The 26,192-nt window shown below is 70.5% G+C and carries 27 protein-coding genes and 1 pseudogene; 6 read left to right on the top strand and 22 right to left on the bottom strand.

The genetic code is table 11. The features are described 5' to 3' along the window. Positions 1-94 precede the first annotated feature (94 nt). The 6 genes from ABZS51_RS05545 to ABZS51_RS05520 all read right to left on the bottom strand — a co-directional run bounded on the left by ABZS51_RS05545 (position 95) and on the right by ABZS51_RS05520 (position 3,333). Positions 95-577: a Clp protease N-terminal domain-containing protein gene (locus ABZS51_RS05545; RefSeq protein ID WP_355436747.1), complete on the bottom strand. Its 483-nt coding sequence runs from the start codon at positions 575-577 to the stop codon at positions 95-97. After that, positions 574-807, bottom strand: a complete 234-nt coding sequence (locus ABZS51_RS05540; RefSeq protein ID WP_355436745.1) for a hypothetical protein — start codon at positions 805-807, stop codon at positions 574-576. The genes ABZS51_RS05545 and ABZS51_RS05540 overlap by 4 nt, the downstream gene beginning before the upstream one ends. 10 nt (positions 808-817) lie before the next feature. Further along, complete coding sequence (locus tag ABZS51_RS05535) at positions 818-1,000, bottom strand: hypothetical protein (protein ID WP_355436742.1); 183 nt, start codon at positions 998-1,000, stop codon at positions 818-820. A 128-nt stretch (positions 1,001-1,128) separates the two neighbouring features. Continuing rightward, positions 1,129-1,761: a hypothetical protein gene (locus ABZS51_RS05530; protein WP_355436739.1), complete on the bottom strand. Its 633-nt coding sequence runs from the start codon at positions 1,759-1,761 to the stop codon at positions 1,129-1,131. A 20-nt stretch (positions 1,762-1,781) separates the two neighbouring features. Beyond that, positions 1,782-2,567, bottom strand: a complete 786-nt coding sequence (locus ABZS51_RS05525; protein ID WP_355436818.1) for an FAD-dependent monooxygenase — start codon at positions 2,565-2,567, stop codon at positions 1,782-1,784. Positions 2,568-2,604: 37 nt separating this feature from the next. Then, positions 2,605-3,333, bottom strand: a complete 729-nt coding sequence (locus ABZS51_RS05520) for an FAD-dependent monooxygenase (RefSeq protein WP_355436736.1) — start codon at positions 3,331-3,333, stop codon at positions 2,605-2,607. A gap of 76 nt (positions 3,334-3,409) precedes the next feature. On the opposite strand from ABZS51_RS05520, the gene ABZS51_RS05515 reads away from it, so the two are divergent. Then, complete coding sequence (locus tag ABZS51_RS05515) at positions 3,410-4,075, top strand: TetR/AcrR family transcriptional regulator (protein WP_355436733.1); 666 nt, start codon at positions 3,410-3,412, stop codon at positions 4,073-4,075. A gap of 112 nt (positions 4,076-4,187) precedes the next feature. Here ABZS51_RS05515 and ABZS51_RS05510 read toward each other — a convergent pair whose 3' ends face one another. After that, entirely contained in the window at positions 4,188-4,784 is a 597-nt protein-coding gene (locus tag ABZS51_RS05510) for a helix-turn-helix domain-containing protein (RefSeq protein ID WP_355436730.1), read from the bottom strand. Positions 4,785-4,957: 173 nt separating this feature from the next. On the opposite strand from ABZS51_RS05510, the gene ABZS51_RS05505 reads away from it, so the two are divergent. Beyond that, a complete protein-coding gene (locus tag ABZS51_RS05505; protein ID WP_355436726.1) occupies positions 4,958-6,103 on the top strand; it encodes an NAD(P)/FAD-dependent oxidoreductase in 1,146 nt (381 codons plus the stop codon). A gap of 12 nt (positions 6,104-6,115) precedes the next feature. Here ABZS51_RS05505 and ABZS51_RS05500 read toward each other — a convergent pair whose 3' ends face one another. After that, a complete protein-coding gene (locus ABZS51_RS05500; protein WP_355436723.1) occupies positions 6,116-7,513 on the bottom strand; it encodes a PLP-dependent aminotransferase family protein in 1,398 nt (465 codons plus the stop codon). Between the two features lie 83 nt (positions 7,514-7,596). Here ABZS51_RS05500 and ABZS51_RS05495 point away from each other — a divergent pair, with 83 nt between their 5' ends. Both ABZS51_RS05495 and ABZS51_RS05490 read left to right on the top strand, forming a co-directional pair. Then, positions 7,597-8,190: a dihydrofolate reductase family protein gene (locus tag ABZS51_RS05495; RefSeq protein ID WP_355436720.1), complete on the top strand. Its 594-nt coding sequence runs from the start codon at positions 7,597-7,599 to the stop codon at positions 8,188-8,190. A gap of 31 nt (positions 8,191-8,221) precedes the next feature. After that, entirely contained in the window at positions 8,222-9,415 is a 1,194-nt protein-coding gene (locus ABZS51_RS05490) for an MFS transporter (RefSeq protein ID WP_355436717.1), read from the top strand. Between the two features lie 31 nt (positions 9,416-9,446). Here ABZS51_RS05490 and ABZS51_RS05485 read toward each other — a convergent pair whose 3' ends face one another. After that, complete coding sequence (locus ABZS51_RS05485) at positions 9,447-9,956, bottom strand: helix-turn-helix domain-containing protein (RefSeq protein WP_310712589.1); 510 nt, start codon at positions 9,954-9,956, stop codon at positions 9,447-9,449. Between the two features lie 79 nt (positions 9,957-10,035). Between ABZS51_RS05485 and ABZS51_RS05480 the strand changes: the two genes are divergently transcribed. Beyond that, the gene (locus ABZS51_RS05480; RefSeq protein WP_355436714.1) at positions 10,036-10,875 is read left to right on the top strand and encodes an NAD(P)H-binding protein; all 840 of its coding nucleotides are present in this window, start codon (positions 10,036-10,038) and stop codon (positions 10,873-10,875) included. On the opposite strand, the gene ABZS51_RS05475 is transcribed toward ABZS51_RS05480, so the two are convergent. Then, positions 10,847-11,371, bottom strand: coding sequence for a hypothetical protein (locus ABZS51_RS05475; RefSeq protein ID WP_355436711.1), 525 nt, complete (start codon positions 11,369-11,371; stop codon positions 10,847-10,849). The two genes, ABZS51_RS05480 and ABZS51_RS05475, sit on opposite strands and share 29 nt — an antisense overlap. A 70-nt stretch (positions 11,372-11,441) precedes the next feature. Continuing rightward, complete coding sequence (locus ABZS51_RS05470; protein WP_355436707.1) at positions 11,442-12,191, bottom strand: 2OG-Fe(II) oxygenase; 750 nt, start codon at positions 12,189-12,191, stop codon at positions 11,442-11,444. Between the two features lie 260 nt (positions 12,192-12,451). Here ABZS51_RS05470 and ABZS51_RS05465 point away from each other — a divergent pair, with 260 nt between their 5' ends. Continuing rightward, positions 12,452-12,769, top strand: a complete 318-nt coding sequence (locus tag ABZS51_RS05465; RefSeq protein ID WP_355436704.1) for a hypothetical protein — start codon at positions 12,452-12,454, stop codon at positions 12,767-12,769. Positions 12,770-12,926: 157 nt separating this feature from the next. On the opposite strand, the gene ABZS51_RS05460 is transcribed toward ABZS51_RS05465, so the two are convergent. The 11 genes and pseudogenes from ABZS51_RS05460 to ABZS51_RS05410 form a co-directional block, all read right to left on the bottom strand. Then, entirely contained in the window at positions 12,927-14,792 is a 1,866-nt protein-coding gene (locus tag ABZS51_RS05460; protein ID WP_355436701.1) for a hypothetical protein, read from the bottom strand. Between the two features lie 2 nt (positions 14,793-14,794). Beyond that, the gene (locus tag ABZS51_RS05455; protein ID WP_355436698.1) at positions 14,795-15,625 is read right to left on the bottom strand and encodes a carbohydrate ABC transporter permease; all 831 of its coding nucleotides are present in this window, start codon (positions 15,623-15,625) and stop codon (positions 14,795-14,797) included. Continuing rightward, a complete protein-coding gene (locus ABZS51_RS05450) occupies positions 15,615-16,550 on the bottom strand; it encodes a sugar ABC transporter permease (protein WP_355436695.1) in 936 nt (311 codons plus the stop codon). Before ABZS51_RS05450 ends, ABZS51_RS05455 begins: the two co-directional genes overlap by 11 nt. A gap of 7 nt (positions 16,551-16,557) precedes the next feature. Then, complete coding sequence (locus ABZS51_RS05445; RefSeq protein WP_355436692.1) at positions 16,558-17,820, bottom strand: sugar ABC transporter substrate-binding protein; 1,263 nt, start codon at positions 17,818-17,820, stop codon at positions 16,558-16,560. Between the two features lie 19 nt (positions 17,821-17,839). After that, the gene (locus ABZS51_RS05440) at positions 17,840-19,444 is read right to left on the bottom strand and encodes an FAD-dependent oxidoreductase (protein WP_355436689.1); all 1,605 of its coding nucleotides are present in this window, start codon (positions 19,442-19,444) and stop codon (positions 17,840-17,842) included. 8 nt (positions 19,445-19,452) lie between these two features. Then, positions 19,453-20,466 carry a LacI family DNA-binding transcriptional regulator gene (locus ABZS51_RS05435; RefSeq protein WP_355436686.1) on the bottom strand — a complete coding sequence of 338 codons (1,014 nt, stop codon included), beginning with the start codon at positions 20,464-20,466 and terminating at the stop codon, positions 19,453-19,455. Between the two features lie 349 nt (positions 20,467-20,815). Further along, positions 20,816-23,128 carry a molybdopterin-dependent oxidoreductase gene (locus tag ABZS51_RS05430; RefSeq protein WP_355436682.1) on the bottom strand — a complete coding sequence of 771 codons (2,313 nt, stop codon included), beginning with the start codon at positions 23,126-23,128 and terminating at the stop codon, positions 20,816-20,818. 414 nt (positions 23,129-23,542) lie between these two features. Then, a complete protein-coding gene (locus tag ABZS51_RS05425; RefSeq protein ID WP_355436815.1) occupies positions 23,543-24,001 on the bottom strand; it encodes an EF-hand domain-containing protein in 459 nt (152 codons plus the stop codon). Between the two features lie 18 nt (positions 24,002-24,019). Further along, positions 24,020-24,094, bottom strand: a pseudogene (locus ABZS51_RS05420) (hypothetical protein); the annotation flags it as partial. Positions 24,095-24,371: 277 nt separating this feature from the next. Continuing rightward, positions 24,372-25,550: an erythromycin esterase family protein gene (locus ABZS51_RS05415; protein WP_355436678.1), complete on the bottom strand. Its 1,179-nt coding sequence runs from the start codon at positions 25,548-25,550 to the stop codon at positions 24,372-24,374. 102 nt (positions 25,551-25,652) lie between these two features. Beyond that, positions 25,653-26,036 (bottom strand): PPOX class F420-dependent oxidoreductase, encoded by a 384-nt coding sequence (locus tag ABZS51_RS05410; RefSeq protein ID WP_355436674.1) that lies wholly within the window; start codon positions 26,034-26,036, stop codon positions 25,653-25,655. Between the last annotated feature and the right edge of the window lie 156 nt (positions 26,037-26,192).

Genomic DNA, 26,192 nt, shown 5'->3' with positions numbered 1-26,192 from the left:
CTCGTGCCGGAGCACATGCCGGCGGAAGCCCGGCACGAGGGCATGACGCATCGCGGCCCGAGCCGGGGCCGGAGCGTGGGGGCAGGGGTGCTGGTTACCAGCTTTCGTGCGTGAGCGTCTCCTCGACGCGATCGATCAGGCCGGCGCGGTCGACGCCGGCCAGGGCGAGCGCGCGCGGCACGGTGCCGACGTCGGCGCTCAGGACGCCGAGCAGCAGATGGGCGGGACGCAGGTCCTTCTTGCCCTTGGCGGCGGCGAAGCCGCGTTCGAGCGCGAGCCGGGCGGAGGCGCCGGGCTTCGGGTGATCTGTGGGGTCGCGGAAGGGCTTGGGAAGGTCGTAGGAGGCGAGGGACACCCCGACCGCGTCGAGGCTGTGCTCGAACTCCCGGTCCAGCGCATCCCTGATCGCCTGCCGCCTGAGCCCCGCCGCCGTCAGCACGCCGTGCGCGGCGGTGCCCTCGACGGCGGCGATGGCCAGCAGGAGGTGGTGGGCCTCGGTGGCGGCAGAGCCTTCCTCGCGCGCCTCGGCCGCCCCCCGCATGATGATGTCGTTGATGTAGTGGTCGATCGTGCTCACTGTCGTCTCCTCAGCGTCACGCCGGCGGCGATGAGCCGCTTGGCGTGCTTCTTGTGGACGGCCTGGCGGGTGACGCCGAGCGCCTCGGCGACCTCCGGCCAGCCCCACCCGGCGCGCATGGCCTGCTCCACGGCGGCGTCCTCGAGCTGGTCGGCCAGGCGCCGCAGCGCCGTGACCGCCGCGAGCGCGTCGGCTGGATCCTGGGGTGCGGGTACGTCTTCTGCCGACATGTAAGCAACCTTAGTTGACTGATCCGCCGATAGTCAACTGTGGTTGCTTAAACTGCCCGAGGCTGTTGAGTGCGCCGTCGTAGGCGAACACGGCGGCGGCCGACGGCCTGGAGAGGGGCGGGGCGGCGATGGCGGACTGATGGGTCTCGGCCAGCCGCAGCGTCGCCGCAGCACCGGTGAACTGATCGCCCATCGGGCCGGCTCGGGCGCCGGGATGTAGTCATCTTCGGCGGTCTTGGTGGTCGTGGTCGTCGTCCGCGGCAGCGCGTATGGGATCGGCGTCCCCGCCGTCCTTCCAGGGTCCGGGGCATCACGGGTTGATCAGGAAGGTGGTGCCGGACTCGTTGACCGGTGTGGGGCGCAGCGGTCGCCGGCCGGCGTCCAGTTCGGCGAGTTCCGCTTCGATGTCGACCTCGATGAAGAGGTGATGCGCAGGCTGGGCATGAGGATGACGGCGGCCAGGGCCGGCAGGCCGCCAAGGCCGCCGATCCAAGCAAGGCTGGTTCCGATGCCGGTCGTGACGGCGTCTGCGATGGCCTCGGGGCCGTTCGGGGTGAGGTGGTGAGCGAGCAGGGATTGGCCGCAGGCGAGGCTGACGGCGCCGCCGAGCTGGGAGACGCCGGCCCGGCCCGCGGACATGCTGATGAACATGAAGGTCTCCGCGGCCACGTCGACCGGCAGCCGCAGCGCGTCGTGATCGGGCTCCATCAGGTCGGTCAGGGCATCGCGGATCACGGCCATGGACTCGGCGCGGCTGCCGGCGCCTTGGCCGCGGTGCTCGGCCCGCTCGCCTCGGTGTCCGGAGGTCATCAGCGCTCCGGCGACCGCGCCCATCCGCCGCATGTGGGGCTGCATCGCGTCCAGGGCCTCGGTCAGGCGCTCGGCGAGCGGTTGCTCCAGGCAGATGCAGGCCAGTTCGCGCAGCAGGCCCGCGGGATTGGCGGCCTCGGCCACACCTGGGACGCCACGTTCGATCAGGGGTCTTCGCGCGCCTGCGTGCCCGGGCCGAACCAGCGGGTGAGGGCTGTCTCCAGGCTGTCGGGGTCGGCGCCCGCCCAGGCGACGTAGCCGTCGGGCCGGATGAGCAGTGCGGGTGCCGGGGGGTCGTCGGCGGTTGCGGTCACGCGGTGCACCCGGCCGTTCCAGGGCTCCGCGGCGGCGGCGAGGTCGTTCCCGCCGGTGAGGTCGAGAAGCAGGGGGCGGGCCTCGCGCAGGAGCTGGGCGAGCCGCCGTGTGTGCCCGTCGCCGGTGGTGAGGTCGAGGGGCGGCGCGAACCAGCCGGTGGGCGCGGCGGGGTGTTCCTCTCCCATGTCGTGGCGGACATCGGCGCCCGCCATCAGGGCGGCGACCATGTGCGTGTTCTCGGTGCGGTCGAGGAGTTCCGCGAAGAGCAGGCGTAACGCGGTGACATCGTCTCCGGGGGCCATCAGGGCGGCCCCGGCTCGGGTATGCATGAGCACGCGTTCTCCGCTCGCGCGGCGTTCGGTCTCGTAGCTGTCCAGCAGGCCTTCCGGGGCCCATCCCTGCAGCGTGGCGGCGAGTTTCCAGGCGAGGTTGGCCGCGTCCTGCAGTGCCGCGTTCAGCGTCGGACCATGGCTGACGTGCGCCGCGTCACCGGCGATGAAGACTCGACCGTCGCGGTAGCGCTCAGCCAGCCGCCAGTTGCGGCCGCACAGGCGGCGAAGCAACGTGGGGGCGCCCTCGGGCGGGGGAGTCAGGGGCAGGCGCACTCCGAGGACCCGTTCGATGCTCTCCTCCATCTCCTTCAGCGTCATCGGCGCACCCGGCCCCGGGAAGTCACCCGCCGGGTGATCCTCCCATTCGGCCGTGTTGACCAGCGGCCGCTCCGGGTCGTGCGCGAGAAGGGTGAAAACGCCCCGCTCGGTGCGGTGGAACATCGCCGGGATCTCGCCGAGGCCATCGATCACCACGCGTCCCCCCCGTCGCGAGACGGAACCGGTCACTCGGCCCGATCAGGGCCGAGCGGTCGACGACGTTGTCGTCGCCGGTGCCGGGGAAGGCGATTCCTGCCTGCCTGCGCGTCAGGCTGCGGCCGCCGTCGCAGCCGACGAGGTATCGGGTGGTGTATGTCGTCTCGATGCCGTCGGAGCCGCGTGCCACGACGTCGACCTGGTCATCGGTCTGGCTGAAGGACAGCACCTCCCAGCCTCGCCGGACATCCGCGCCGAGTTCTGAGGCGCGCTCATGGAGCACATGTTCAAGGTCGCGCTGGTTGACCGGGAGGAGATACATCGGGTTCTCCTTGCCGAGCATGTGCAGAGGCAGCGGCATCCCGCCGAAGAAGAGCCCAGGCGCGGGCGCCGGTGCCCCTCGGCCCCCGCAGCGTTCGAAGAGGCCGCGGTTGTCCAGCAGTCGCACGACCTGGCCGGCGAGGCCGTGTGCCTTGTCCGACAGGTCTGGTCGCGGCCGTCGTTCCAGCACCAGGGGCTGGACTCCCGCGAGGCGGAGCTCGCAGGCCAGGAAAAAGCCGGCGGGTCCACCGCCGACGACGATGACGTCGAACATCACTGACATCCCCCTTTTAAGATACGCGTATGTATCTAACGGGGGCCACCGTAGGTGAGGGCGATAAGATACGCAAGTGGCTCCAAACCACGAGCAGATCGCGGCGGAACGCCGTGCCGGCGGCGGCTCGACCCGTGACAGGACCCGTGACGGCGGCGCATCGCGTCGACGCGGCGCCGAACTCCAGGACGCGATCCTCGCCGCCGCGTGGGACGTGCTGATCGAGCACGGATACCACGGCTTCACCTTCGAAGCGGTCGCCGCGCGCGCCGGCACGAGTCGTCCCGTGCTCTACCGGCGCTGGCCGCAGCGCGGCGATCTGCTGATGGCCACTCTCACCGCGTTCTGGCAGCCGATCGCGGTGCCCAAGACCGGCGGCCTCCGCGACGACGCGATCGGCTTCCTGCGCAACGCCAACGCCGACCGGGCGCCCACGATCACGTTGCTGAGCGTGCAACTGGTGGACTACTTCCGCGAGAGCGGTACCAGCTTCAGCGAGCTGCGCGACACCCTCCTGCCGCCGGGCGAGGAGAGCGCCTTCGAGACGATCGTCGCCCGCGCGGTCGAGCGCGGCGAGCTGCCCGACGTGCCACGATCGTCTCGCGTGGTGAACCTGCCGTTCGACCTGTTGCGCCACGACATGCTGACGACGATGCGCGCGGTGCCGGACGAGTCGATCGTCGAGATCGTGGAGGAGGTGTGGCTGCCGCTGCTGGGGGTGCCTGGAACCCCGTCGCCCTGAATCACTCGTACCGATCCCGCGCAGGCCCCACCCCTCACTCCGGCGCGTCCGCCATCGCCATCGTCGGCGCCGCGCCGGTCGCCTGCTCCACCATCGCGCGCGGCTCCGCCCGTCATGGTGATCGCCTTGGGCGAGGCGGGCGCCAGCCGTGTGCGAGGAGGTCGAAGACCTCCTCGACGGCCGTTCGAGGATCCTGCCGGCCTCGGCTGAGTGCCGGTATCTCCAGGATGAACCGGGCGAGCGCGTGGCAGGCGACGTCGTCATGGCTCACGCCGGCGTCATCGGCGATGGCCGCGCCGAGCGCGGCGGTGTGCCGGGTCCACATGCGTTCGGCGTACTCCTGCAGGGCCGGCGTGGAGTCCACGAGCTCGGCGAATTCGGCCCAGCGCGGGTGGGTCGCGACCGGGAGCCAGGTCGTGAGGACGTGCTCGCGGAGCGCATCGATGACACCCTGACCGGCGGGGCGGCGACGGACCGCCGCGATCAGCTCCGCCTCGCGGTCTTCGTCCTTGTCGAAGACCAGTGCCTCCTTGCCCGGGAAGTGTTTGAACAGCGTCGTGGTCGAGACGTCAGCCGCTTCGGCGATGTCTCTGATGCTCACCCGGTCGTAGCCCCGCTCCAGGAACAGGCGCAGGGCGGCGTCGGCGATCGCTTGACGGGTGGCCGCCTTCTTGCGTTCGCGGCGACCGACGACAGGTGTCTTCTCCATGCACGCACCCTACCAAAAAGTGGTCGCGAGCAATTAGTGGACTTGTTGCACTTTTTGCCTCGTTCTGCTTTTCTGGTGTCGCGGCGTCGTCCGCGGCCTCGGGATCGCGAGGACGACGTGCACGAACGCGCCGCGCCGCGGCTCCCACCACCCTCATGACGAGAGGAACAGTCATGGACTCACCAGCACCGGCCACCGCGAGGATCAGCATCGTCGGAGCAGGCCCCGGTGGCCTCACCTGTGCCCGCATCCTGCAGCGGCACGGCATCCCCGTGACGGTCTATGACCGCGACCCGCACCCGCAGGCGCGCCCTCAGGGCGGCACCCTCGACCTGCACGCGGGCGACGGGCAGCTCGCCCTGCGCGAGGCCGGCCTGATCGACGAGTTCTTCGGGCTGGCACGCCCGGAGGGGCAGGAGATGCGCCGGTTGGATCCGACGGGGCGGATCCTGAGCCACCACGTCCCGGCCGAGGGCGAGCTCTACAAACCGGAGATCGACCGGGGCCAGCTGCGCGATCTGCTGCTCGGCTCGCTGGAGCCGGGGACCGTGCGGTGGAACCACGCCGTCGAGAAGGTCGCCGGCCCGGCCGGCGGGCCGCGGCGGGTGCACTTCCTCGACGGCGCGAGCGTCGAGACGGACCTGGTCATCGGTGCCGACGGCGCGTTCTCCCGAGTCCGCCCGGCGGTGTCGCCGGCCGCGCCGCGGTACACCGGGGTCAGCTTTCTGGAGGCCTGGTTCCAGGACGTCGAGAACGCGCATCCCGACCTCGCCGCGCTCGTCGGCCAGGGGAGCGCCGCCGCGGCCGACGGCGACCGCGGCCTGTTCGCCCAGCGCAACAGCGGCGACCACATCCGGGTCTACATCATGCAGCGCCTGCCCGCCGACTGGATCACCGCGAGCGGCCTGCGCGCCGACGACACCGCCGGCATCCGCGCCCGGCTGCTCGACGCCTTCTCCGGCTGGTCGCCACCCATGCTCCAAATGATCACCGACAACGACGGACCGTACGTCGATCGTCCGTTGTTCGCCCTGCCGGTCCCGCACGCCTGGGAGCACACGCCGACCGTGACCCTGCTCGGCGACGCCGCCCACCTCATGCCCCCGCTCGGCGTGGGCGCCAACCTGGCCATGCTCGACGCCTGCGAGCTTGCCCTCGCGCTGGCCGGCTCCACCACGGTCGGCGAAGCCGTCCGCGCCTACGAGAAGACCATGCTTCCCCGTGCGGCGGACGCGGCCCGGATGCTCGAAAACGGCGCCGAGGCCCTGCTCGAGCGCCACGACAGCGGCGAGATCGCAGGAGCCGGGTGGAACGGCTGACGTAAGGTTCCCTCAGCGCAGGAGGTCCGCGATGCGGGCTATGCCGGACCGGATGGCGTGCTCGCTGAGGTCACCGAAGCCGAAGACGACGGCCGGCGGTTCGCTGCCGCGATCGACCCGGTAGCGCCGCATGCCGTGCAGGTGGATCGAACGCCGTCCGGCGGCCGCGATGACCGCGGCCTCGTCCGTGCCCTCGGGCAGCGCCGCCGCCGCGTGGAAGCCGGCGTCGAGTCCGGTCAGCCGCAGGTGGGGGGCATGCCGGCGCAGCGCTTCGGCGAGGGCGACCCGCTTGGCGGCGTACGCTCTGCGCATCCGGCGCAGGTGGGCGTCGTACCGGCCGGACTCGATGAGCCGCGTGAGCGCGAGCTGGTCGAGGCCGGGTGATCCACGGTCGCTGCGGTGTTTCTCCTCGGCGATGGCCGGCGCGAGATGCGACGGCGCGAGGATCCACCCCAGTCGCAGGGTCGGTCCGAGGGATTTGCTGACCGACCCGATCAGCACCACCCGGTCGGGCGCCAGACCCTGCAGCGCCCCGACCGGCCGGCGGTCGTAGCGGAACTCCGAGTCGTAGTCGTCCTCGATCATGACGCCGTCGCGTTCCTCGGCCCACCGCAGCAGCTCCTGGCGTCGGCCGGGGGCGAGCACGACGCCGGTGGGTGTCTGGTGGGCCGGGGTGAGGATGACGGCTGTGGCCGGGGTCCGGCGCAGCTCGCCGACGCGCACGCCCTGCGCGTCGACGGGCACCGGCACCGGGGTCAGCCCGGCGCGGCGGACGTGCATGGCCATCTGGGGGTGGCCGGGGTCTTCGACGGCCACGGTCTCGGTGCCCTGTTCGCGCAGCACGTCGAGGGTGAGTGCCAGGCCCTGGGTGAAGCCGTTGCAGACGATGACGTCGTGGGCGCTGATCGACGCGGCGCGGACCCGCTGGAGGTAGGAGGCGAGCACGTCGCGCAGACGTGGTGAGCCGGCTGCCTCGCCGTAGCCGATGTCGCTGCGCGACGCGGTCCGCGCGGCCTCGCCCCAGGCCCACAGCCAGTCCCGCATGGGAAAGCTGCCCAGGTCCGGCCGGCCCGGAACGAACGCGATGCCCGCCTCGACCGGTGAGGAGAGCGTGACCTGCTCGACCGTCGACTGCCGCAGGGCCAGGGCGACCCGTGTCGTGCCACCGCCCGTGGCCGTCAGGTATCCCTCGGCCGCCAGCTGCTCGTAGGTGCCCTGGACCAGTCCGCGCGAGACGCCGAGGTCCGCCGCCAGCTTCCGCGAGGACGGCAGCCGCTCGCCGGCCTGCAGCCGTCCGGACCGGATCGCGGTACGCAGTGCCTCCTGCAACTGCGCGCCGAGGGTGCCGCGGACACCCCGGTCCAGGTGCAGCATGATCTCCGGGGTGAGACCGGACCATTCGACTGCCATGGAAGTGGACCTTAACAATGTGCCAGTGGCCCCCGTACGGTCGAGTCACCGAACCCCAGGGCGCTGATCACAGGAGGCCACGCATGCACGACACCGAGCCGCAGACCGCAGGGGGGAAGGTGCTCTGGCACTTCCTGATGTCGCTGGACGGTTTCGTGGCGGGGCCCGGGCACGAGATGGACTGGATGGCCGGGTTCTCGGTCCGTCCGGGCCTGCACCAGGAGTACATCGAGACCACGGGCGCCGTGCTGGGGGGCCGCGATGGCTGGGACGTCGTGAACAACAGCCGCCCGTACGGCGGCGCCTGGCAGGGGCCGATCTTCGTGCTCACGCACCACCCCGACGACGCGACGCCCGCCGACGATGTCACGTTCCTGAGCTGCGGCCCCGCTGAGGCGGTACGGATCGGCCTGGAGGCGGCCGGCGGCAAGAACCTCGAAGTGTTCTCGCCGACCATCGGCCGTCAGCTGCTGGAACTGGGCCTCATCGACGAGATCGACCTGCACATCGCGCCGATCCTGCTCGGCGAGGGCATCCGGCTGTACGACAACCCCGGCAGTGCGCCGATCCGCCTGCACCGCCTCGGCGAGGACGATCCCATGTCGGTGGTCAACGTACGGTACCGGCCCACCACAACGGCGAAGATCCCGGCCGGGACACCACAGGCAGCGCACTGACGGCGGACGAAAGGTCAGGAGAGCGCCGCCCATGCAGACCTACCGGGAGCTGTTCCGCACGCCCGAGTTCACGCCGCTGTTCGCGGCCTCGTGCGGGCACGTCGCCTCCACCACGCTGAACGGGCTCGCGCTCGCCACGCTGGTGTACGCCCGCACGGACTCCCCGCTGCTGGCCGCGTTGAGCATGTTCGGGCCGTCGTTCGCCGAGCTGATCGGCGCCACCATGCTGCTGTCCGTGGCCGACCGGGTGCGGCCGCGTGCGGCGCTGACGCTGATCGCGCTCGCCGGCGGCGCGGCCGGCCTGGTACTGGCCATGCCGGGCATGCCGCTGTGGGCGATGTTCGCGGTGATCCTGGCGCTGGGCCTGGTCACCTCGGTCGGCGGCGGCGTCCGGTACGGCCTGCTCAACGAGATCGTGCCGCAGAGCGGGTACGTGCTCGGCCGCTCGGTCCTCAACATCTCGGTCGGCGCGATGCAGATCGCCGGCTTCGCGCTCGGCGGCGTCCTGCTGGCGGTGGTGTCGCCGCGGACGACGCTGGCGATCAGTGCGGCGCTGGCCTTCGGCGCGGCGCTGGTCCTGCGGTTCGGACTCGGCTCCCGGCCGCCGCGGGCGGCCAGCCGCCCGTCCGTCGCGGTCACCTGGCGGGTCAACCGGCACCTGCTGTCCACACCGGCCCGCCGGGCCGTCTACCTGTCGATGTGGGTGCCCAACGGCCTGGTGGTGGGCTGCGAGGCGCTGTTCGTGCCCTACGCGCCGCACGCGGCGGCCGCGCTGTTCGTCGCGGCGGCGCTGGGCATGCTGCTCGGCGACCTGGCCGCCGGGCGGTTCCTGCCGCCGGACACGCGCTGGCGGTTCGTCACCCCGCTGCGGTTCCTGCTCGCGCTGCCGTACCTGCTGTTCGCGTTGCCGCTCGGCACACCGGTGGCAGCCGGCGCGGTCGCGGTGGCCTCGATCGGCTTCGCCTCCACGCTGTTGTTGCAGGAGCGGTTGATCGCGCTGATCGGCGAGGATGTTCGCGGCCAGGCGCTCGGCCTGCACGCCTCCGGCATGAAAGCGATGCAGGCGGTCGGCGCCACGCTGGCCGGCCTGACGGCGCAGTACCTGCCGGCCGGCGTGACGATGACGGTGATGGCGGTGGCGTCGCTCGCCGTCACGGCGGCGCTCACTCCGGGCCTGCGGCTGTCGGACAGCGAACCGTCGAAGCTGGAGCTCGGAAGGCTGTGACCCGACGGGAGGCGGCTGCCGCCGCGGCAGGCTAGCGCCGGTCGAGGCCGTCGAGCATGAGGGGCAGGAAGCGCTCCGGGATGACGCCCGGGTGGCAGGCGAACACGTTGAGCAGCTCCATGAGGTCGCCGGTGCCGACATCCGCACGCATCGCACCGTCCGCCTGCGCCTGCCGTACCAGCTCGTCGAGTCGCTGCACCAGCGCCTGCCTGGCCTGCGGCGCGGAGGTCCCGGCCAGCGCGGCCGCGATGGCGCCGCGGCTCTCGGCCACGCTGTGGAGGACGAAGGCGCGAACGGCCGTCCACGCGTCGGGCTCGGCCGCCACGGCGCTGTCGAGGGCGTCCATGAGCCCGTGGACATACTGCTCCGCCAGGGCGGCGAGCAGCGCGCCGCGGTCGGGAAAGCGGCGATAGAGCGTGCCGACGCCGACGCCGGCCCGGCGGGCGATCAGCTCCATCGGCGCGTCCGTGCCGCGCTCGGCCACCGCGTCACGTGCCGCCTCCAGAATCCTGTCCCGGTTGCGGCGGGCATCGGCGCGCATCGAACTCCCCTTGAACTGGACGACAGGCTTCCGCTTAGTATAGAACAGGAAGCCTACATTCCGCTTAGGGGGCTGCGCGATGATCGTCGTTACGGGTGCGACAGGCACGATCGGGCGTGCGCTGATCGAGGAACTCGGTGGTGCGGTGCGAGCCGTGGTACGCCGCGTGGAACAGGGCGAGGAGCTGGGATGCGACTACGTGGTCGGCGACCTGGAGCGGCCGGAGAGCATCCCTCTGGAGCCGGGTGACCGGCTCTTTCTCAACAGCGCGCTGTGGCCGGGTTTCGTGCGAGCCCACCGAGCCGTCATCGATCACGCGGCGACCGCGGGCGTGGCGCAGGTGGTGACCGTCTCCGTGCGTGGCGTGACGTCGGGCAGCCTGCTCGGGTTCGGCCAGCACGGGCAGGTCGACGAGCATCTCAAGGCATCGGGAGTGCCGTGGTCGATCCTGGCGCCCGTCGGGTTCATGCAGAATCTCCCGGGCGACGTCGACGAGGAGGGGCGGATCTTCGGCTCGTACGGCAGGGGCGGCGTCGGCTACATCGACGCGCGTGACATCGCGGCGGTGGCGGCCGTGCTGCTCACGCGTCCCGTCGGGGCCGACGCCACGTACGAGCTCACCGGGCCGGTGGCGCCCACGCATGACGAGGTCGCCGCGGAGCTCACCCGAGCACTCGGCCGGACCGTGCGTTACGTGGACCTGTCGGTCGAGGAAGCCGCCGTTCACCTGGAGAAGCGCGGCATGCCCGCTCGGGCGGCGCATGACCTGGCCGAGCTCATGTCGCAGATCGGGGATGGGCGCTGGGCGAGCACGACCACGGCCGTGGCCGACATCCTGGGTCGCGAGCCGCGTTCGCTGCGGGAGTTTCTCGGTGAGATCCGTCTGGGCGTCATGACGCCTCCGGTCCGGCGTAGGTGATCGAGTGGCGGCCCAGCTGCCAGGTGCCGCCGTCGGCCGCGGCGCCGCGCAGACCGTCCAGGGTGCCGGGGCCGGCCAGTCGCACGATGTCGGTGCCGCCGATCGAGGCGAAGGCGAAGGTCCGCGCCGGGTCCCAGGTGGTGCTGTGACGCAGGCGGCGGCTCATCTGCGCCCATCCCAGCGCGGCGCCGGCGACCACCCAGGCGTCCGGGTCGCCCGCGGCGAACCGTCGGGCCGGGCGCAGCCAGGACGCTGCGGTCTCCGGCCAGCTCACGACGGTCAGGACGGCTCCGCCACGCGCCCGCCAGGCGTGGGCGAATGCCTGGACGGCCGCCGTGGAGGCGGGGTCGCGGCCGTGGCCGAGCGTGACCGCTTCGATCCGTGGCCGCCGCGCGGCGAGCAGGTCGATCAGCGTGGCCAGTTCGGCGGCGGTGTGACCGGCCGGCGCGGCAGCGGCGACCTGCGGGGCGCGGACCAGCGGCGAGGGTGATGGCATGGTTCGCCGCCTCCTTTCGTATGCGTCTGCGGGAGTCGTATGCGTCTGCGGGAGCCGGTGTCCCGCGCGGTCAGCGAGCGTTGTGGAAGATGACGCCCAGCACGGTGCGGCTGCCGGACTCCACAGCGCCGGTGCCGTGCCGCATCGCGTGCCGGCGGTAGCCGTTCCTGCCCTGGATCGGGCGGTGCCGGACCGGGAAGATCATCGCTTGGCCGAGTCCCGGCTTGACGACGATCGCCTTGGACTGGAAGCGGGGGCGCTGCTCGACGAACACGTTCTCTCCGCCGGTGAAGTCCACACCCGGCTGGTTGAGCATGATCGCGATCTGCAGGGGGAAGACGATGTCGCCGTAGATGTCCTGGTGCAGGCAGGCGTGGTCGCCGGGGCCGTACCGCAGGATCAGGGGCGTGGGCCGCCGCTGACCGGCCGCGGCGCACTCGGCGACCAGTTCGGCGTGCGTGGCGGGGAAGGTGCGCTCGCCGAGCATCGGCGCCCATTGGTTGGCCATCCACGCCATCGGCGGATACAGGCTCTCGCGCAGCGCCTGCACCAGCGGGACCGCCGCCGGATCGGCGTAATACTTGTAGGTGCCGCGGCCGAACTGGTGGCGCTGCATCACCACGGTCGAGCGGAACAGGCCCGGCTCGTCGAAGGTCGCGATGAGCTGCCGGCACTGCTCTCGGGTCAGCAGCGGCGGCGTCAGCGCCACGCCGCCCTCGCCCAGCTGCCGGTACAGATCCTCCCCATCCAGATCCGCCAGCGCGGGCAGCTCCTCGCTGCGCGAGACGACGGGTGGCCCGTCGAACAGCGTTGTCATCATGAGTGTCGGTTCCTTGCCTGGGAGCGTGGATCAGCGCGACGACGCGTCGCGCTTCTTCCGGTTCGTCAGGTATAACGCGGTGAGCGCCGCCGACCTCGGCGGTATTCGGACATCGCGCTCTTGATCGGTGCCACCCGGACGACTAGCCTGATCGCCGTGCCGCCGGAAGGCGGGGCCGAGCTGATCGCGGCACGCGGGAAGCGCCCCGACCACCACGAGCTGCTCGACCACGCCACCATGGAGTTCGGGACCGACTGACGATGAGCGCAGAAGCGGATTTCAAGCAGGTCGGCGCCGAGCTGGCCGACCTGGGTGTACAGATCTCCAGGATGATGGGGAGTCCCGCGCTCAAGGATCAGGCGGGGAAGGTCTTCGCGAGCCTGCAGCGCGACGGCGCGATGGTGTTCCGGCTGGTCAGGGACACCCCCGAACACACAGCCGCGCTCCAGCTGGCCGGGGCGTCCCTGTTCGACCCCTCGGGGCAGGGCAGGACGATCAAGGACTGGGTGGTCGTGCCGCACTCCTCGGTCGAGAAATGGACGGATCTGGCCGAGGCCGCCCTCAGCCGCCCACGCTGATCAGCAGGCCACGTCGAGATGATGGAGGCCTACGTGATGGGTGAGGAAGAAGTCCCCCGGCCGCGGAGCTCCGCGAGAACAGACCGAGGCCGTCGGCGCGCGATGCGCCGGCGGCCTCCGTCGTCCCCGGCGGGTCTGATCCGGGCAGTCGGCCAGGTCACCCCATGATGAGCGTGAGGTCGAACGTGCCCTGGTGGGGGATGCGCAGGGCGTGGAAGCGGCGGGAGCCGTCGCGGAAGTAGCGCACGGTGCCGGCCGCCAGGGTCGACGGCAGGGGAGTGCCCCAGCGCAGGCGGATCGTGGTGCGGCCCCGGCGCAGATCCAGGCCGTCGGCGGTGGCGGTGGTCGTGCCGCCGAACGCGGCCCGGGTGCCGTCGGTGAAGGTGAGGACGTCCGTAGGACGGAGGACCAGGGGGATCTGCTCGGTGGCGGCGGCGTTCGCCGTGACCGTACGCCGGACCGTACGCCGGGTGACCAGGACGTCCGTGGTGACGTTCGCGTTGCCGTAGCGGATGCCGAAGGCGGCGGGGGCCGGGCCGCCGGTCCACTGCCCGCCGCCGGGGGCGCCGTGGAAGTAGGCGGCGGGCAGGGGGCCGTCGGAGTCGGGCGCCTGCCCCGGGAAGACGGTGGACCAGCAGGCGTAGTTGTTGTCGTTGAGCCCGCAGATGATCGTGCCTGCTTCGGGATGCCACAGGAAGGTCAGGCCGGTGCGGGCGAGTGAGGCGCGGTCGCCGAAGTAGCCGCCCAGGTACAGGCCGGGCTTGCGGACGTACAGGAAGTCCTGGCCGCGGTCCTTGCGCAGTTCGACGAAGTCGTCGGAGCGCAGGTAGGGCAGGTCCGCGATGGCGGCGGCCCGCTGCCGTCTGCTGGGGAACCCCTCGCCGTAGAGGCCGTGGGTGAGGATGCGCGGCGAGGTGTCCTGCTTGGCGAGCGGCGTCACCGGCTCGGTGGACGCGGCCCAGGCGGCGCGGGCCTCGGCGAGGTCCTCGCGGGCGGTCAGGAAGGCCGACAGCAGCGGCACCTGACGGGTGAACGTCCAGTTGAGCGCGGTCCGGTCGGGGTCGGGCCGGACCTCGTCGTACCAGCGGGCGCTGGTACGGGTGGAGGGGGCGACGTTGACCATGTACCCGGCGCCGTCGGGCTCGCGCAGCAGGTTGTAGGACAGGAAGCCGGTGAAGGCGCGGGCCATGTCCACCAGGTTCCGGTCCGAGGTCTGCTGGTAGGCGTCGGCCATCTCGGGGAGCATGACCTCGAAGTTGTAGTTCATGTCGTGGCCCCCCTTCTCGTGGAAGAACCCGGCAGAGCTGACGCCGGTCGCGGCCAGCCGGGGGAACGCCTCGGCCAGGCCCCTGACCAGCGCCGGGTCGGGGTCGAGCTTGAGCGCGAGCGAGGCACCGGCCAGGCCCGAGGTGGTCTGGTTGGCGTAGCCGAGGGGCTCCTGCCAGACGGTGTGGTTGGCGGGGTCCAGGAACCAGGTCATGGACGTGTGCAACGCGGCGGTGATCTGGGCCTGCCTGGCGGGCAACGCCCCGGACGCGCGCAGGATCTGCAGCGTCTTGGCCAGGTAGCCGAGGCCGAACCCGGTGGGCGCCAGGCCGTGCTCGTTGCGGTTGTACTCGGGGAAGGAACCGTCGGGGTGCTGAAGCGACAGGTAGTGGCCGAGCGCCGCGTCGAGCGCGGCCAGCAGGCGCGCGTCCCCGGCGTACGGGTTCCACGGGCGGGCGTTGGCGTGGAACCAGGCCAGCGTGAAGACGTGCTCCTGCACGCGGGCGTTGAACGACGCCGCCGGCGAACGCCACCAGCCGCCGGCGAAGAAGCCGCTGTCGGCCATGTCGTTGACCATGGGCGAGAGGGTGGCCAGGTACGGCGCGAAGCGCTGCTCGTGGGGGACGAACGAGGCACGGTTCAGGATGGTCAGCGGCGGAAGGTCGGGGACTTCGGCCGATGCGGCGCCGGGGACGAGCACGGGGGCGGCCACCGGGAGCAGGGCGGTGGCGCGGAGCAAGGTGCGGCGGGAGAGCATGGTCAGCCTTTCAGACCGGTGTGCGCGAGCCCCTCGATGAACTGCCGCTGGGCCAGGACGAAGACGACCAGGATGGGCAGGGCGGTCATCGTGGCGGCGGACAGCTGCACGTTCCACAGGGGCGAGCCGTAGGCGTCGACGAACTGGGTGAGCGCCTGCGGCAGGGTGAACTTCGACGGGGTCGACAGGAACACGATCGGTTCGAGGTAGAGGTTCCACGAGTGCAGGAACGTGAAGATGGCGACGGCGCCGAGCGCCGGCCTGGCCAGCGGCAACGCCACCCGGCAGAAGGTGCCGAAGCGGCCGAGCCCGTCGACCCTGGCGGCCTCCTCCAGCTCGCCGGGCAGCGTGATGAAGAACTGCCGCATGATGAACGTCGCCAGCACGCTGGGCGCGCCCAGGATCGGCACCAGGATCAGCGGCCAGTGCGTGTCGGTCATCCCCGCCGTGTGGAACATCTGGAACAGCGGGACGATCGTCACCTCGCTGGGGATCAGCAGGCCGACGAGCACGACCAGGAAGAGCGCGTTCTGGCCGGGGAAACGGATGCGGGCGAAGGCGTAGCCGGCCATCGCGGCCACCGCCATCGTGCCGACGGTCACCACCGCGGCGATGTAGAGGCTGTTGAGGTACTGCTGCCCGAACGGCTGCAGCTCGAAGACCCTGCCGTAGGTGGAGAAGTCGAACCTGGAGGGCACCAGCGCGGGCGGGAAGGCGAAGATGTCGCTGATCGGCTTCACCGACGAGGTGACCATCCACCAGGTCGGGAAGACGAACGGCACGCACAACACGCACAGCAGCGCGTACAACGCGAGCTTGACCCTACGACTCATGGAAGACCCACTTCCGGCGCAGCCGCCACTGCAGCAACGTCAGCGCCGCGACGATCACGAACAGCAGGACCGACAGGGTGGCGCCGTAGCCGAGGTGCCGGAACTGGAAGGCCTGCTGGTACAGGTAGTAGACGAGGACGGTGGTGGACATACCGGGCCCGCCCTGGGTGAGCACGGCGATCTGGGCGAACACCTGCAGTGACCCGACCACGGTGATGATCGAGGTGAGCAGGATCGTCGGGCTGATCAGGGGCACCGTGACGCGCCGGAACCGGGTCCAGGCGCCGGCGCCGTCGAGCTGCGCCGCCTCGTACAGCTGGCGCGGCACGCCCTGGAGCGCGGCCAGGAACAGCACCATGTTGAGCCCCACGTTCTTGACGACCTGGACGACGACGACCGACAGCAGGGCGGTGCTCTCGCCGCGCAGCCAGTTGGGTCCGTCCACGCCCGCCACGCCGAGCAGGCCGTTGACGCCGCCGTCCTGCTGGAGCAGGAACTGCCAGACGATGGTCCAGGCGACCAGCGACACCAGCACCGGCGAGAAGAACACCGTCCGGAAGAACGTGGTGCCGCGCAGCCGCTGGTTCAGCAGGATGGCCAGGGCGAGGGCGAGGGCGAGGTTGAGCACGACCAGGCCGACCGAGAACAGCGCGGTGCTGGTCAGCACCTGCCCCATCTTCGGGTCGGCGAGCAGCTTGGCGTAGTTGTCGCCGCCGACGAACTCGAACGTGCCCGCCAGCACGTTCCACTCCTGGAGGCTGTAGTAGCCGACCAGGCCGAGCGGCAGCAGGACGAACAGCGCGCTCCCGGCGAGCTGCGGCGAGATCAGCAGGTAGCCGACGAGGGCGTCGCGCCGGGGGATGGTCCAGAAGTGGCGGGGCCGGGCGGCGGCGCGCTCCGCCACCCGGTTGCCGAGATCCGTCACCGCCACCTCATCCGCCCAGCAGCGGCTGGATCTTCGCGCACACGCCGTCCAGCACCGCCTTGACGTCGGCGTCCGGCTTCCACAGCGGGTCGAGTGCGGCCCTGGCGGTCTGAGCGAGCTCGGCCTGTCCCGTGTGGCTGGGCTTGACCACGCCCTTCTGGATGCCGTCGATCACCACTTTCTGGAGCTGGTCGCCGTTCAGCATGGGGCTGGTCTTGGCCATGGTGTCGGCGGTCAGCAGCGAGCCACGCGCGGGCGGGAAGTACGCGGCGAGCTTGGCCGAGTTGGCCGCGTTGGTGAAGTAGGCGAGGAAGTCGGTGGCCTGCTCGGCCCTCGGCGACTTCTTCAGCACACCGATCCCGGCCTGGCCGATGACCGCGTACTCGCCCTTGGGCCCGGCGGGCAGCGGCACCAGGTCCCACGTGAACGTCGCGTCCTTCAGCATGGCGGCGCGGGAGATCTGGGCGACGGCCATCGTGGTGTCGCCGGAGAAGAAGTCGACGGTGGTGCCCGGCCCCGGCATGGACTTGTCGGTGAAGATCGCCTTGTGCATGAAGGTCATGGCTTCGACCATCTCGGGAGCGTTGAACTGGCAGGTGCCGCCGTCGTCGCTCCACGCCTTGGCGCCCCAGCCCTGCCAGACGGTGGCGAGGTTGTCCCAGGCCTTGTAGTCGAAGTTGAGGATGGTCAGGCCGTTCTTGCCCTTCGCCGCCACGGCCTTGTTGATCTCGTTGGCGTGCTCCCAGTCCCACTGGCCGGCCTTGATCAGCTCGCGCGGCGTCTTCTGGCCCGCGGCCTTGACCAGGTCGGTGTTGACGAAGACGCCGAAGGGCGAGGTGGAGAACGGGTAGGCGTACAGCTCGCCGTCGCGCTCCCACAGCCGGGTGGCGGAGGGGACCAGCTCGCCGGCGTTCTCGACCTTGCCCTTGAGCGGGGCGAGGGCGCCGGATCCGACGAAGTCGGGGGCGGAGTTCTCGAGGATCCATGCCAGGTCGGGGGCGTTGCCGCCGGCGATCTGCGTGGTCAGCGTGGTGGTGTAGTTCTCGAACGGGATCGGGTCGAAGGTGATCTCGCCGACCTGCGGGTGGGACTTGCGGTACTCGGCGGCGATCTCCTTGAACAGCTTCAGGTGGGCCTCGTTGGAGGTCCAGATCGACATGCGCAGCGGCTGCGGGCCCTGCGCGGCCGGCGCGGCGTCGCCGCCGCCGCAGGCGGTGACCGTGAGCAGGGCGGTCAGCGTGAGGGCCGCCAGCTTCCCGGGTGCTTTCATGGGGGTTCTCCTTCTGGCGTCAGTAGCCGGTGACGTCGGGCCAGCGCAGCTCCACGCCGTCGCGGACCAGCCGGTCCTGGTAGTCGGCCAGGAGCCGGCCGTCCGCGTGCACGGCGTGCGGCGTGGTGGCGCGGTCCAGGCAGAAGGCGGCGAGCGCGCCGGCCGCCTCGCCGACGTTCCACTCCACCGGGTGCAGGCGGTAGGCGCCGTTGGTGATGTGGGTGGTGCCGATGTTCTTGCAGGCGGGCAGCAGGTTGCTCATCCGCTGCGGGATCAGCGCCCCGAGAGGGATCTCGAACGGGGAGCAGGCGACGTCGATGTAGTTGTCGCCGCCGGTCGACGGGTGCAGGTCGATGCGGTACATGCCCACGCCCACGGAGTCGTGATAGGAGACGGCGCCCTTGTCGCCGCGTACCGCCACGGACAGGTCCTGCTCGGTGACGGTGGTCAGGGCCCGGACGCGCCGGGACTCGCGGATGTAGGGGGCCTGGGCGAGCCCGTCGGCGCCGCCGGTGACGTCGCCGCGCAGCCGCAGGCCCGGGTAGCCGGTGCCGCCGTCGTGGCGGGGGGCCTCGGTCTGCAGCCAGTACAGCGCCGACATCGACAGCTCACGGGCCGCCGCCAGGTGCCGATCGGCGTCCGGCACGTCGATGACCGGCCCCTCCAGGTAGTCGATCATCGGCCAGTTGACCAGCGTGATGTCGCTGTCGTACGCGCCGGGCCGGAAGTTGTCACGGGCGGCGATCCTGCGGAACGTCCACAGGTTGCCGTCGCCCGGGTTGACCCGCTGGTCGGCCTGCACCAGGCGGGGGTCGTCACCCGGGTTCGGGGTGAAGGAACGCTCCATGATCTCCAGCGTCCGCGGGCTCGGGCAGCGCCACGACAGCAGCCGGTCGCCCCAGAAGGGCGGCTGGTAGGCGCGCCAGAAGTCGTACGAGGCGGGCCTGTCGACGGTGTGGTCGCCGTCCACGTGGTCGATCGCGAAGCACACGGACACGGCCTGCATGTTCATCGGCTGCGCCGTCGCCGGGGCGCTCGGCTCGCCCGTGTCGTCCTGGGCCTCGAACCCGGTCACGTACTCGGCCCCGGCCAGCGGCAGCAGCTCGCCGGTCTCGGTGGCGTCCAGCACGTACGGCGCCACCGCGGTGATCTCGTCGCCCCCGTCGCGGTGCGCGAGCCGCACGGCCGTGACGCGGTCGCCGTCCACCTCGGCCCCGACCGGCCGGTACGGCTGGAGCACGCGCAGCCTGCCCGACCCCCGGTACGGGGCCAGCATGGCCTCGATGACCGCGACCGCGACCCGGGGCTCGTGACACAACTTGCTGACGTGCCCGGCGCCCGGGTTCAGCTCCGGCCACGCCCGCGCCCGCTCGGTCAGCGGGTAGTGGTCGCGGTAGTAGCGCCGGATGCCGTCGCGCAGCGCGCGGTAGCTCGCCGTGACGCCGAACCGCTCCACCCAGGTGTGCTCGTCCGGCGGCACCGCCTGGCTGGTGAGCTGGCCGCCCAGCCAGTCGTACTCCTCGGTGAGCACCACCGATCGCCCGGCCCGCAGCAGGGCCAGCGCGGCGGCCACGCCGCCCAGCCCGCCGCCGACGACGAGCGCGTCTGCCGATATCTCAACCACGTGGGGGATTACCTCTCCTCATGTACGGGTGCCAGCGTCGATCCCTCGACCAGCTCGCACACCAGCAGTTCCTGGGGGATGCCGCCGCGTTCCAGCACCTGGGTGAGCAGCTCGACGGCCCTGCGGCCCATCTCGCGCCGGGGAATGCGGAACCCGGCGAAGTCGATGTCGGTCGAGACCGGCCTGGTCGGCGCGCCCAGCGCGAGGATGGACAGGTCGCGCGGCACGTCCAGCCCGCGGGCCTTGGCGGCCTCGGCGATGGCCACGCCGTCGGCCAGCTCCTCGGCGAACACCACGCTCGCGCCACAGTCGAACAGCCCGTCCGCGGCGGTCAGGTGCAGCCCTTCGACACCCGTCGCGGCCACGCCTTCGGTGAAACCGCGCAGCCGGTCGGCGTAGGACTCCGGGCCCGACCCCGCTCCGACATAGGCCATCCGCCGGTGCCCGAGCGCCGCGGCCCGCTCGACCAGCGCGCGCACCGCCGGCGGATAGTCCGCGCCGACGTACGGCACCGGCCCGCCCGCGTCGTCGCGGCGGCCGACCGAGACGAACGGAATGCCCTCCGACAGCAGCCTGGACAGATCTTCGCGGTCGATCGTCCGGCCGAGCAGGACGCAGCCGTCGGCCAGCCGGATCCGGCTCTCCGCGCTGAAGATCCGCCGCCGCTCGCCCTGCTCCGCCTTGGCGCTGGTGAACAGCAGAAGGTCGCAGCCCGCCTCCTCCACGCACTCCTCGATCCCGACGAGGAACGGGTGATAGAAGTCGGCGCTCTCCGCGGGGAAGACGGCCTCGTAGGTGAACACGCCGTAGATGCGGTTGCGCCGTTCGACGAGCCGGCGCGCGGCGGGGTCGGCCACGTACCCGGTCTCCCTGATCACCTGAAGCACCCGATCGCGGGTTTCGGGCGAGATCCGCACCTCGCCCTCGGCCCTTCCGTTGAGCACCAGGGACACCGTCGTCTGGCTCACTCCAGCCATGCGCGCGATGTCCTGCTGCGTCAGCCGCCGCCCCGAAGCAGTCACAGTGCGTATCACCCGCCGTGTCGGTAATGCGTATTAGTTCGGTCATTCTGCGACCGGGCATAACGGGACGTCAAGAGATAATCACTGGGTAATTCGTATTAGCAGCGGTGTGGCCCCGTCTGGGCATGACGACGTACAGTGACGCCGAGGGGCGACGGCGCGTCGCGGGCCTTGCCGGCCGCGTGACGTGGCGCGGTGGCCGCCTGACAGGTGGGCGGCTACCGGATGTGCGGTTCGGGCCGGCTGGTCCTGCGAGCCCGCAGCCGGCGGTGGTACCTCGCCGACGAAGCACAGGTAGCCGAGCTTGTTCGCAAAGTCGTGGAAGTCGTCGGGGAACAGCTCCCGTGCGTCACGGTTCGAGCCCGGGTGGTGAGTAGGCGAGCATGCCGGGCACGGGGGCGTCATAGCGCTCGATGTCGACCAGCGCGCTGAGAGCACTCGGTCCTTGTGACAGGCGCGAGCAGGGTCGGTCCGCCGTGAGAACGTTCGGGTTGCTGTGACGATCCAGCGTTCCGCTGGTGCCTGGCTGGACCGGATCCCACCACGCCCCGGTGGACAGTTGGACGACGCCCGGCATGACGTCGTCGGAGAGGATCGCGCCCGCGAGGCAGCTCCCCCGGTCGTTGTAGATGCGCACGATCACGCCGCTCTCGATGCCGCGTGACGCGGCGTCCGACGGATTGATCGTCACGGGCTCACGGCCGCGGATTTTGGAACTGAGGCTGTGGCCGCCGTTGTCGTATTGGCTGTGCAGGCGTGAGGCGGGTTGATTCGAGATCAGGTGCAGCGGGAATCGGCCCGACAGATCGGCGCGAAGCCATTCCACCGGTTCGAACCACTGGGGATGGCCGGCGCAGTCGTCGTAGCCGAATGAGTCGATCTCCTCGGAGAAGATCTCGATTCGGCCCGACGGTGTCAGCAGGGGGTGACGCTGCGGATCTGAGCGGAGGGCTTCGAAACTGCCGGGAAACGGTCCGGTCAGCGCGGGCAGCTCTGCGGTGGTGTTTCGCCAGAAGTCCTCGAAGCCCGGCAAGGCGGCGTTGCCGCCGAGCTTGGCCCTCGTCTGCTCGTAAAGGTGCCGGACCCATTCGATCTCCGAGCGTGCTTCCGTGAACTCCTGCTCGTATCCGAGCCGGGAGGCCAAAGCGGCGAAGATCTGGTGGTCGGTGCGCGACTCGCCCGCCGGCTCGCGGACTTTCGGCATCGCGACGAGGTGGGGGTCTGAAAATCCGGCGGCGAAGTCGTCGCGTTCCAAGCTGGTGGCGACGGGCAGGACGATGTCGGCGAACTTGGCGGTGGTGTTCCACCAGGCTTCGTGAACGACCACCGTGTCGGGGGCTTGCCAGGCGCGGGTCAGCCGGTGGAGATCTTGGTGGTGGTGGAACGGGTTCCCTCCGCACCAGTAGATCAGGCGAAGGTCGGGCAACGTCAGGCGTTGGCCGTCGTAGTCGATGATCTCACCTGGGTGCAGCAGGGTATCGGCGATCCTCGCCACAGGGATGAAGCCCGCAACGGGGTTGGGAACCTCGGGTATCGTCGCCACGAAGGCGCGGTCCGGGGCGACGCCGGTCGCGTCCATCGTCGCGTAACCTGCACCCCAGCCGCAGCCGGCCCGGCCCATCGAGCCCGCCATGGCGGCCAGCACGACGGACATCCAGATCGGCTGTTCGCCGTGGTCCGCTCGTTGCACCGCGTAGTTGACCATGATGAGAGAACGTCGGGTGGTAAGGCGGCGAGCGAGGTCGGTGATCGCGTCGCGACCGATGCCCGTGATCTTCGCCGCCCAGGCGGCGTCCTTCCGAACGCCGTCGAGCTCGCCGACCAGGTAGGAGGCGAAGCGGTCGAACCCGACGCAGCACCGGCGAAGGAAGTCCTCATCGTGCCACCCGTTGACCAGCATCGTGTGGGCGACGCCGAGCATCGCGGCGGTGTCGGTGTTGGGGATGACGGGCAGCCACTCGGCGTCGAGGAAGTCGGCGGTGTCGCTGCGGATGGGGCTGATGTTCACGAACCGCACCCCAGCCTCACGACACCGGCGTTGCAGGTTCAGCGTCTGGTGTCTGGCCAGCCCACCAGGGTTGATCTGGCTGTTCTTCAGGGCCAGCCCTCCGAACGCCACCACCAGCTCGCAGCTGTCGGCTATCTCGTCCCACATCGGCATCCGGGACTGGTAGCTCCATGGATGGCCGCCGATCACATGGGGGAGGATGACCTCCAGAGCCGCGGTGCTGTAGGTGTTGCGAGAGTCGGTGTATCCGCCGCCCAGTGCCAGGAACCGGTGCAGTTGACCCTGCGCGTGGTGGAACCTGCCCGCGCTCGCCCAGCCGTAGGATCCGCCGAACACCGCGCTGTCCCCGTGCTGGGAACGAACGCGACGGAGTTCATCACTCACCAAAGTGATCGCGTGGTCCCAGCTCACCTCCACGAAGGCGCCCCGGCCTCTGGCCGTGTCGTGGGCGCGCGGCTCGCCGTTCAGCCAGCCCTTGCGCACCGCGGGCCGTAGCACGCGAGCGCTGTCGTCGGCGGCCGCCACCATTCCGGGGCCGATGGGCGATGGACTGGGATCATCGTGCCTCGGCTCGATGCGCACCAGCCGGCCGGAATCGACTACGGCGATGTAACTCCCCCAGTGCGTCGCAACCGACATGCGCTGTTCCACCATGCATCAACTCCGTCTCCGAAGTTTCCGCTGATTGCAGCCAGCGGTTGCTTACGTTGCGGTGAGGTGCTGCGAAGAGGCCCGGTCGCTTACGCCGGCGTGATTCGCGGATCATGTTCGGCTGTTGGAGGGCTTGTGAAGTAAATACCGGGATCCTGGATACACCCTGTCTTCGGACTATAGGCGTGAAGTCGACGCTCGAAGAGCGCTCCCACAGCACCGTCTCTCGGCGGATAGCCCCTTCGCGCACAGGTAGAGGCCGGGGCTCCCGAATGACTTCGACTTCGGACCACGACCTTGCCGGCGTTCCGCTCCAGGGGGCCGCCCTCCACGGGCCGCACATCCCTCCCTGCCGAATCGCGGCCCTTTGGTGCGATCGTGAAACGGCCCCCCTGCCGGTGTGGCGGGTGCGTGCTGTCACTCGGCGAGCCTGCCGAACAGGTGGTTGGCGGGGGCATCGGGGTCGTCGCCGTAGAAGAACTCCGCGACCGCCTTGTGGAACTCGGCGCGGTCCAACTTGCCCGAGCCGTCCAGGTCCAGCGCGGCGAAGACCGCTGCGCAGTCCTCGCTGGGAACGTCGGCGACCGACGCGAAGATCTGCCGGAACTCCACCTGGTCGATCTTGCCGTCCGCGTCGAGATCACTGAGGTCGAGAAAGCAGTCGGTCACCCGCTCGATCTGCTGCGGGTACAGCGCGGGATCGGTCAGGACCCGCCGGAACCCTTCGGTCATCTCCCGCAGATCGACCTTCCCGTCGCCATCCTGATCCATCGGCGCGATCACATTCGACCAGAACGCGTCCATCCCCTCGGTGAGCCGATGGGCGGTTGCGGCGTCCGCTGCGGCGCCACGAGCGGCGATGTAACGCTCGCTCATCAGCCGGACGTCCCGCTGAGTGATGAATCCGTCCCCGTCGACGTCAGCGCCCCTGAACCACTGCCGGTATTTGAGGCCTTGAAGCACAGTCATGGAAACGCAAAGTATCTACTCCATCACTTTAAGTCAACATCGCGTCGCGGCGTCGGCAGCCCGATGAGATCAAGGCGCCGATCGGTGCGCAGCTGGATCTCCCCGTACAGGGTCATATGGATATGGAACAGCGGGGTGCGCGTTCTCGTCCTCTGAGACGCCGATCAGATAAGTGCGATGCTCGCGTCGCCGCCACGCAGCGGCGCGAGCACACTCCTCGAAGAGCAGGCATTCGCTCCTTGCAAGAGATGATCAACCCCAGCTCAAGCCGTGCCTGTCAACCCAGCCGCCCCAGCCTGACCGCCTGCTTGAGGAAGACGACGCCGTCGATCAGGTCAAGCTGGGCCGGGTCCAGCGGGAAATAGGCGAAATCGCGGGAGACACGGGGGACGGCGGGCGTCGTGAGGGCTTCGGCCAGGCGGCGGGCGTCGACGAGAGAGTGGTCCCACGGGAGCGTGGACAGGATGCCCTCGATGGTGTCCGGGGGCGGGATGTCGTCGCCGGCCGTGCCGAAGGCGGAGGCCAGGAAGACGTACCGGTCACCCAGGTGCGCCCCGGTGATCGCCCCCGCGCTCCACCACTCCAGAGCCTGGTCGCCGAAGGACATGAGGCTCTTGTTCCGCTGCAGGTGGAGGTTGGCGGAGAAGACCAGGGCCGGGCCGTGCTCGGCGACGGCACGCAGGTTGGCGGCCATCATCGCGTCCCGCAGGGCCGACAGCCGGGTCCACCGCTCCGGGGACGCGTCTGCCATCCAGTAGTGGTAGCGGAGCAGGCCGGTGGCGGTGCGCCCGTACAGTGCCGCCCGCTCCCTGTCCTCCGCGCTCAGCTGCGGCGCCTGCGTCTCGAGCAGCGCCACCAGGTCGTCGGCGATCACCCGTAGCCGCTGGGCGTCGGCGGACTGGCCGATCGACCGGGACGGATCCACGGCCGTGGCCTCGTTCTCCCACCGGTCGTCCGGGCCCAGCAGCGTGTCGAGCGTTTCCCTGGTCACCACAGTGTGGGGGAGTGGGCCGTCGAGGAGGGCGTGGAGGGCGGTGAGCGCCTGGCGCGGACTGGCCGCCCAGTACTCCAGAGGGCCGTCGAACCCGAAGAACCGGAGCTTTTCGTCATGCTCCTCGTTGTACGCGCGCATCCAGCGTACGAGGTCGCGATTGGCCGGCGAGGCGCCGAAGCCGTGGCTGAAGCCGCGTTCCATGGCGTCGTCGAGCGTGCCGGCGCCCGTCGTGACGTAGTCGTCCACCACGAGCCCCATGAGGCAGTCGCTCTCGATCGCGAACGACCGGTAGCCCTCGTGCTCGACCAGATGCCGGAAGATGCCGTTGCGCAGCTCGCCCAGCTCGTCCACGAAGTGCCTGGCCTCGCCCAGGCCGAGCAGCAGGGGCTTGGCGGGCAGCGAGCGGAGGAACGCCGAGACGCCCGCGCCATCGAGCGGAAGCGCCGTGTCCTTGATGTCCATGCCTTCAACGGTATCGTTGAACCTTCGGTGGAGACTTTTCGCGGAAAATGCCGCTCGTATCGCGATGAACCTTCAATCGGCGACGCGTCCATGCTGAGCTGCTCAGCCGACACCGACGGTCTGCCGCTCGGGCTCGATCACGACCACGATGCGCTCTTGTCCTCGGGGATAGGGCGTACCGGTGTACTTCGTGGCCAGCCGGTCGATGATCTCCCAGGCCGCGTCGCCCTCGATCCATTCGACGGCCTTACCGCGGACGACCACGGGCTCGAAGGGGTTGTCGACGGGCGCGATGGACAGCGCCATCCGGGGGTCGCGGCGCAGGTTGCGCGCTTTGCGCATGCCCGGGCCGGTGAAGAAGACGATCCGGTCGCCGTGGGTGCCGACGTAGACGGGAGTGGAGTGCGGCGAGCCGTCCGGGAGGACGGTGGCGAGGTGCGCGATCGAAGCGCCATCGAGTACACGGCGCACGTCGGGGTGAAGCATGGGTGGACTCCTTCAGCGGGGGTTCTCGGCGCGCCACGCGACGTGGTCGGCGACCGTCTTGGCGATGTCGAAGGCCGGCGCGAAGCCGGTGTCGTGGGTGAGCCGGGTGATGTCGGGGGATTCCACGGCGACCAGGACGGTCCGGGGGGGTGTGGG

The organism is Nonomuraea sp. NPDC005501, from assembly GCF_040605905.1.
GTDB lineage: Bacteria > Actinomycetota > Actinomycetes > Streptosporangiales > Streptosporangiaceae > Nonomuraea.
This window is presented reverse-complemented; position numbering and strand designations above follow the sequence as displayed.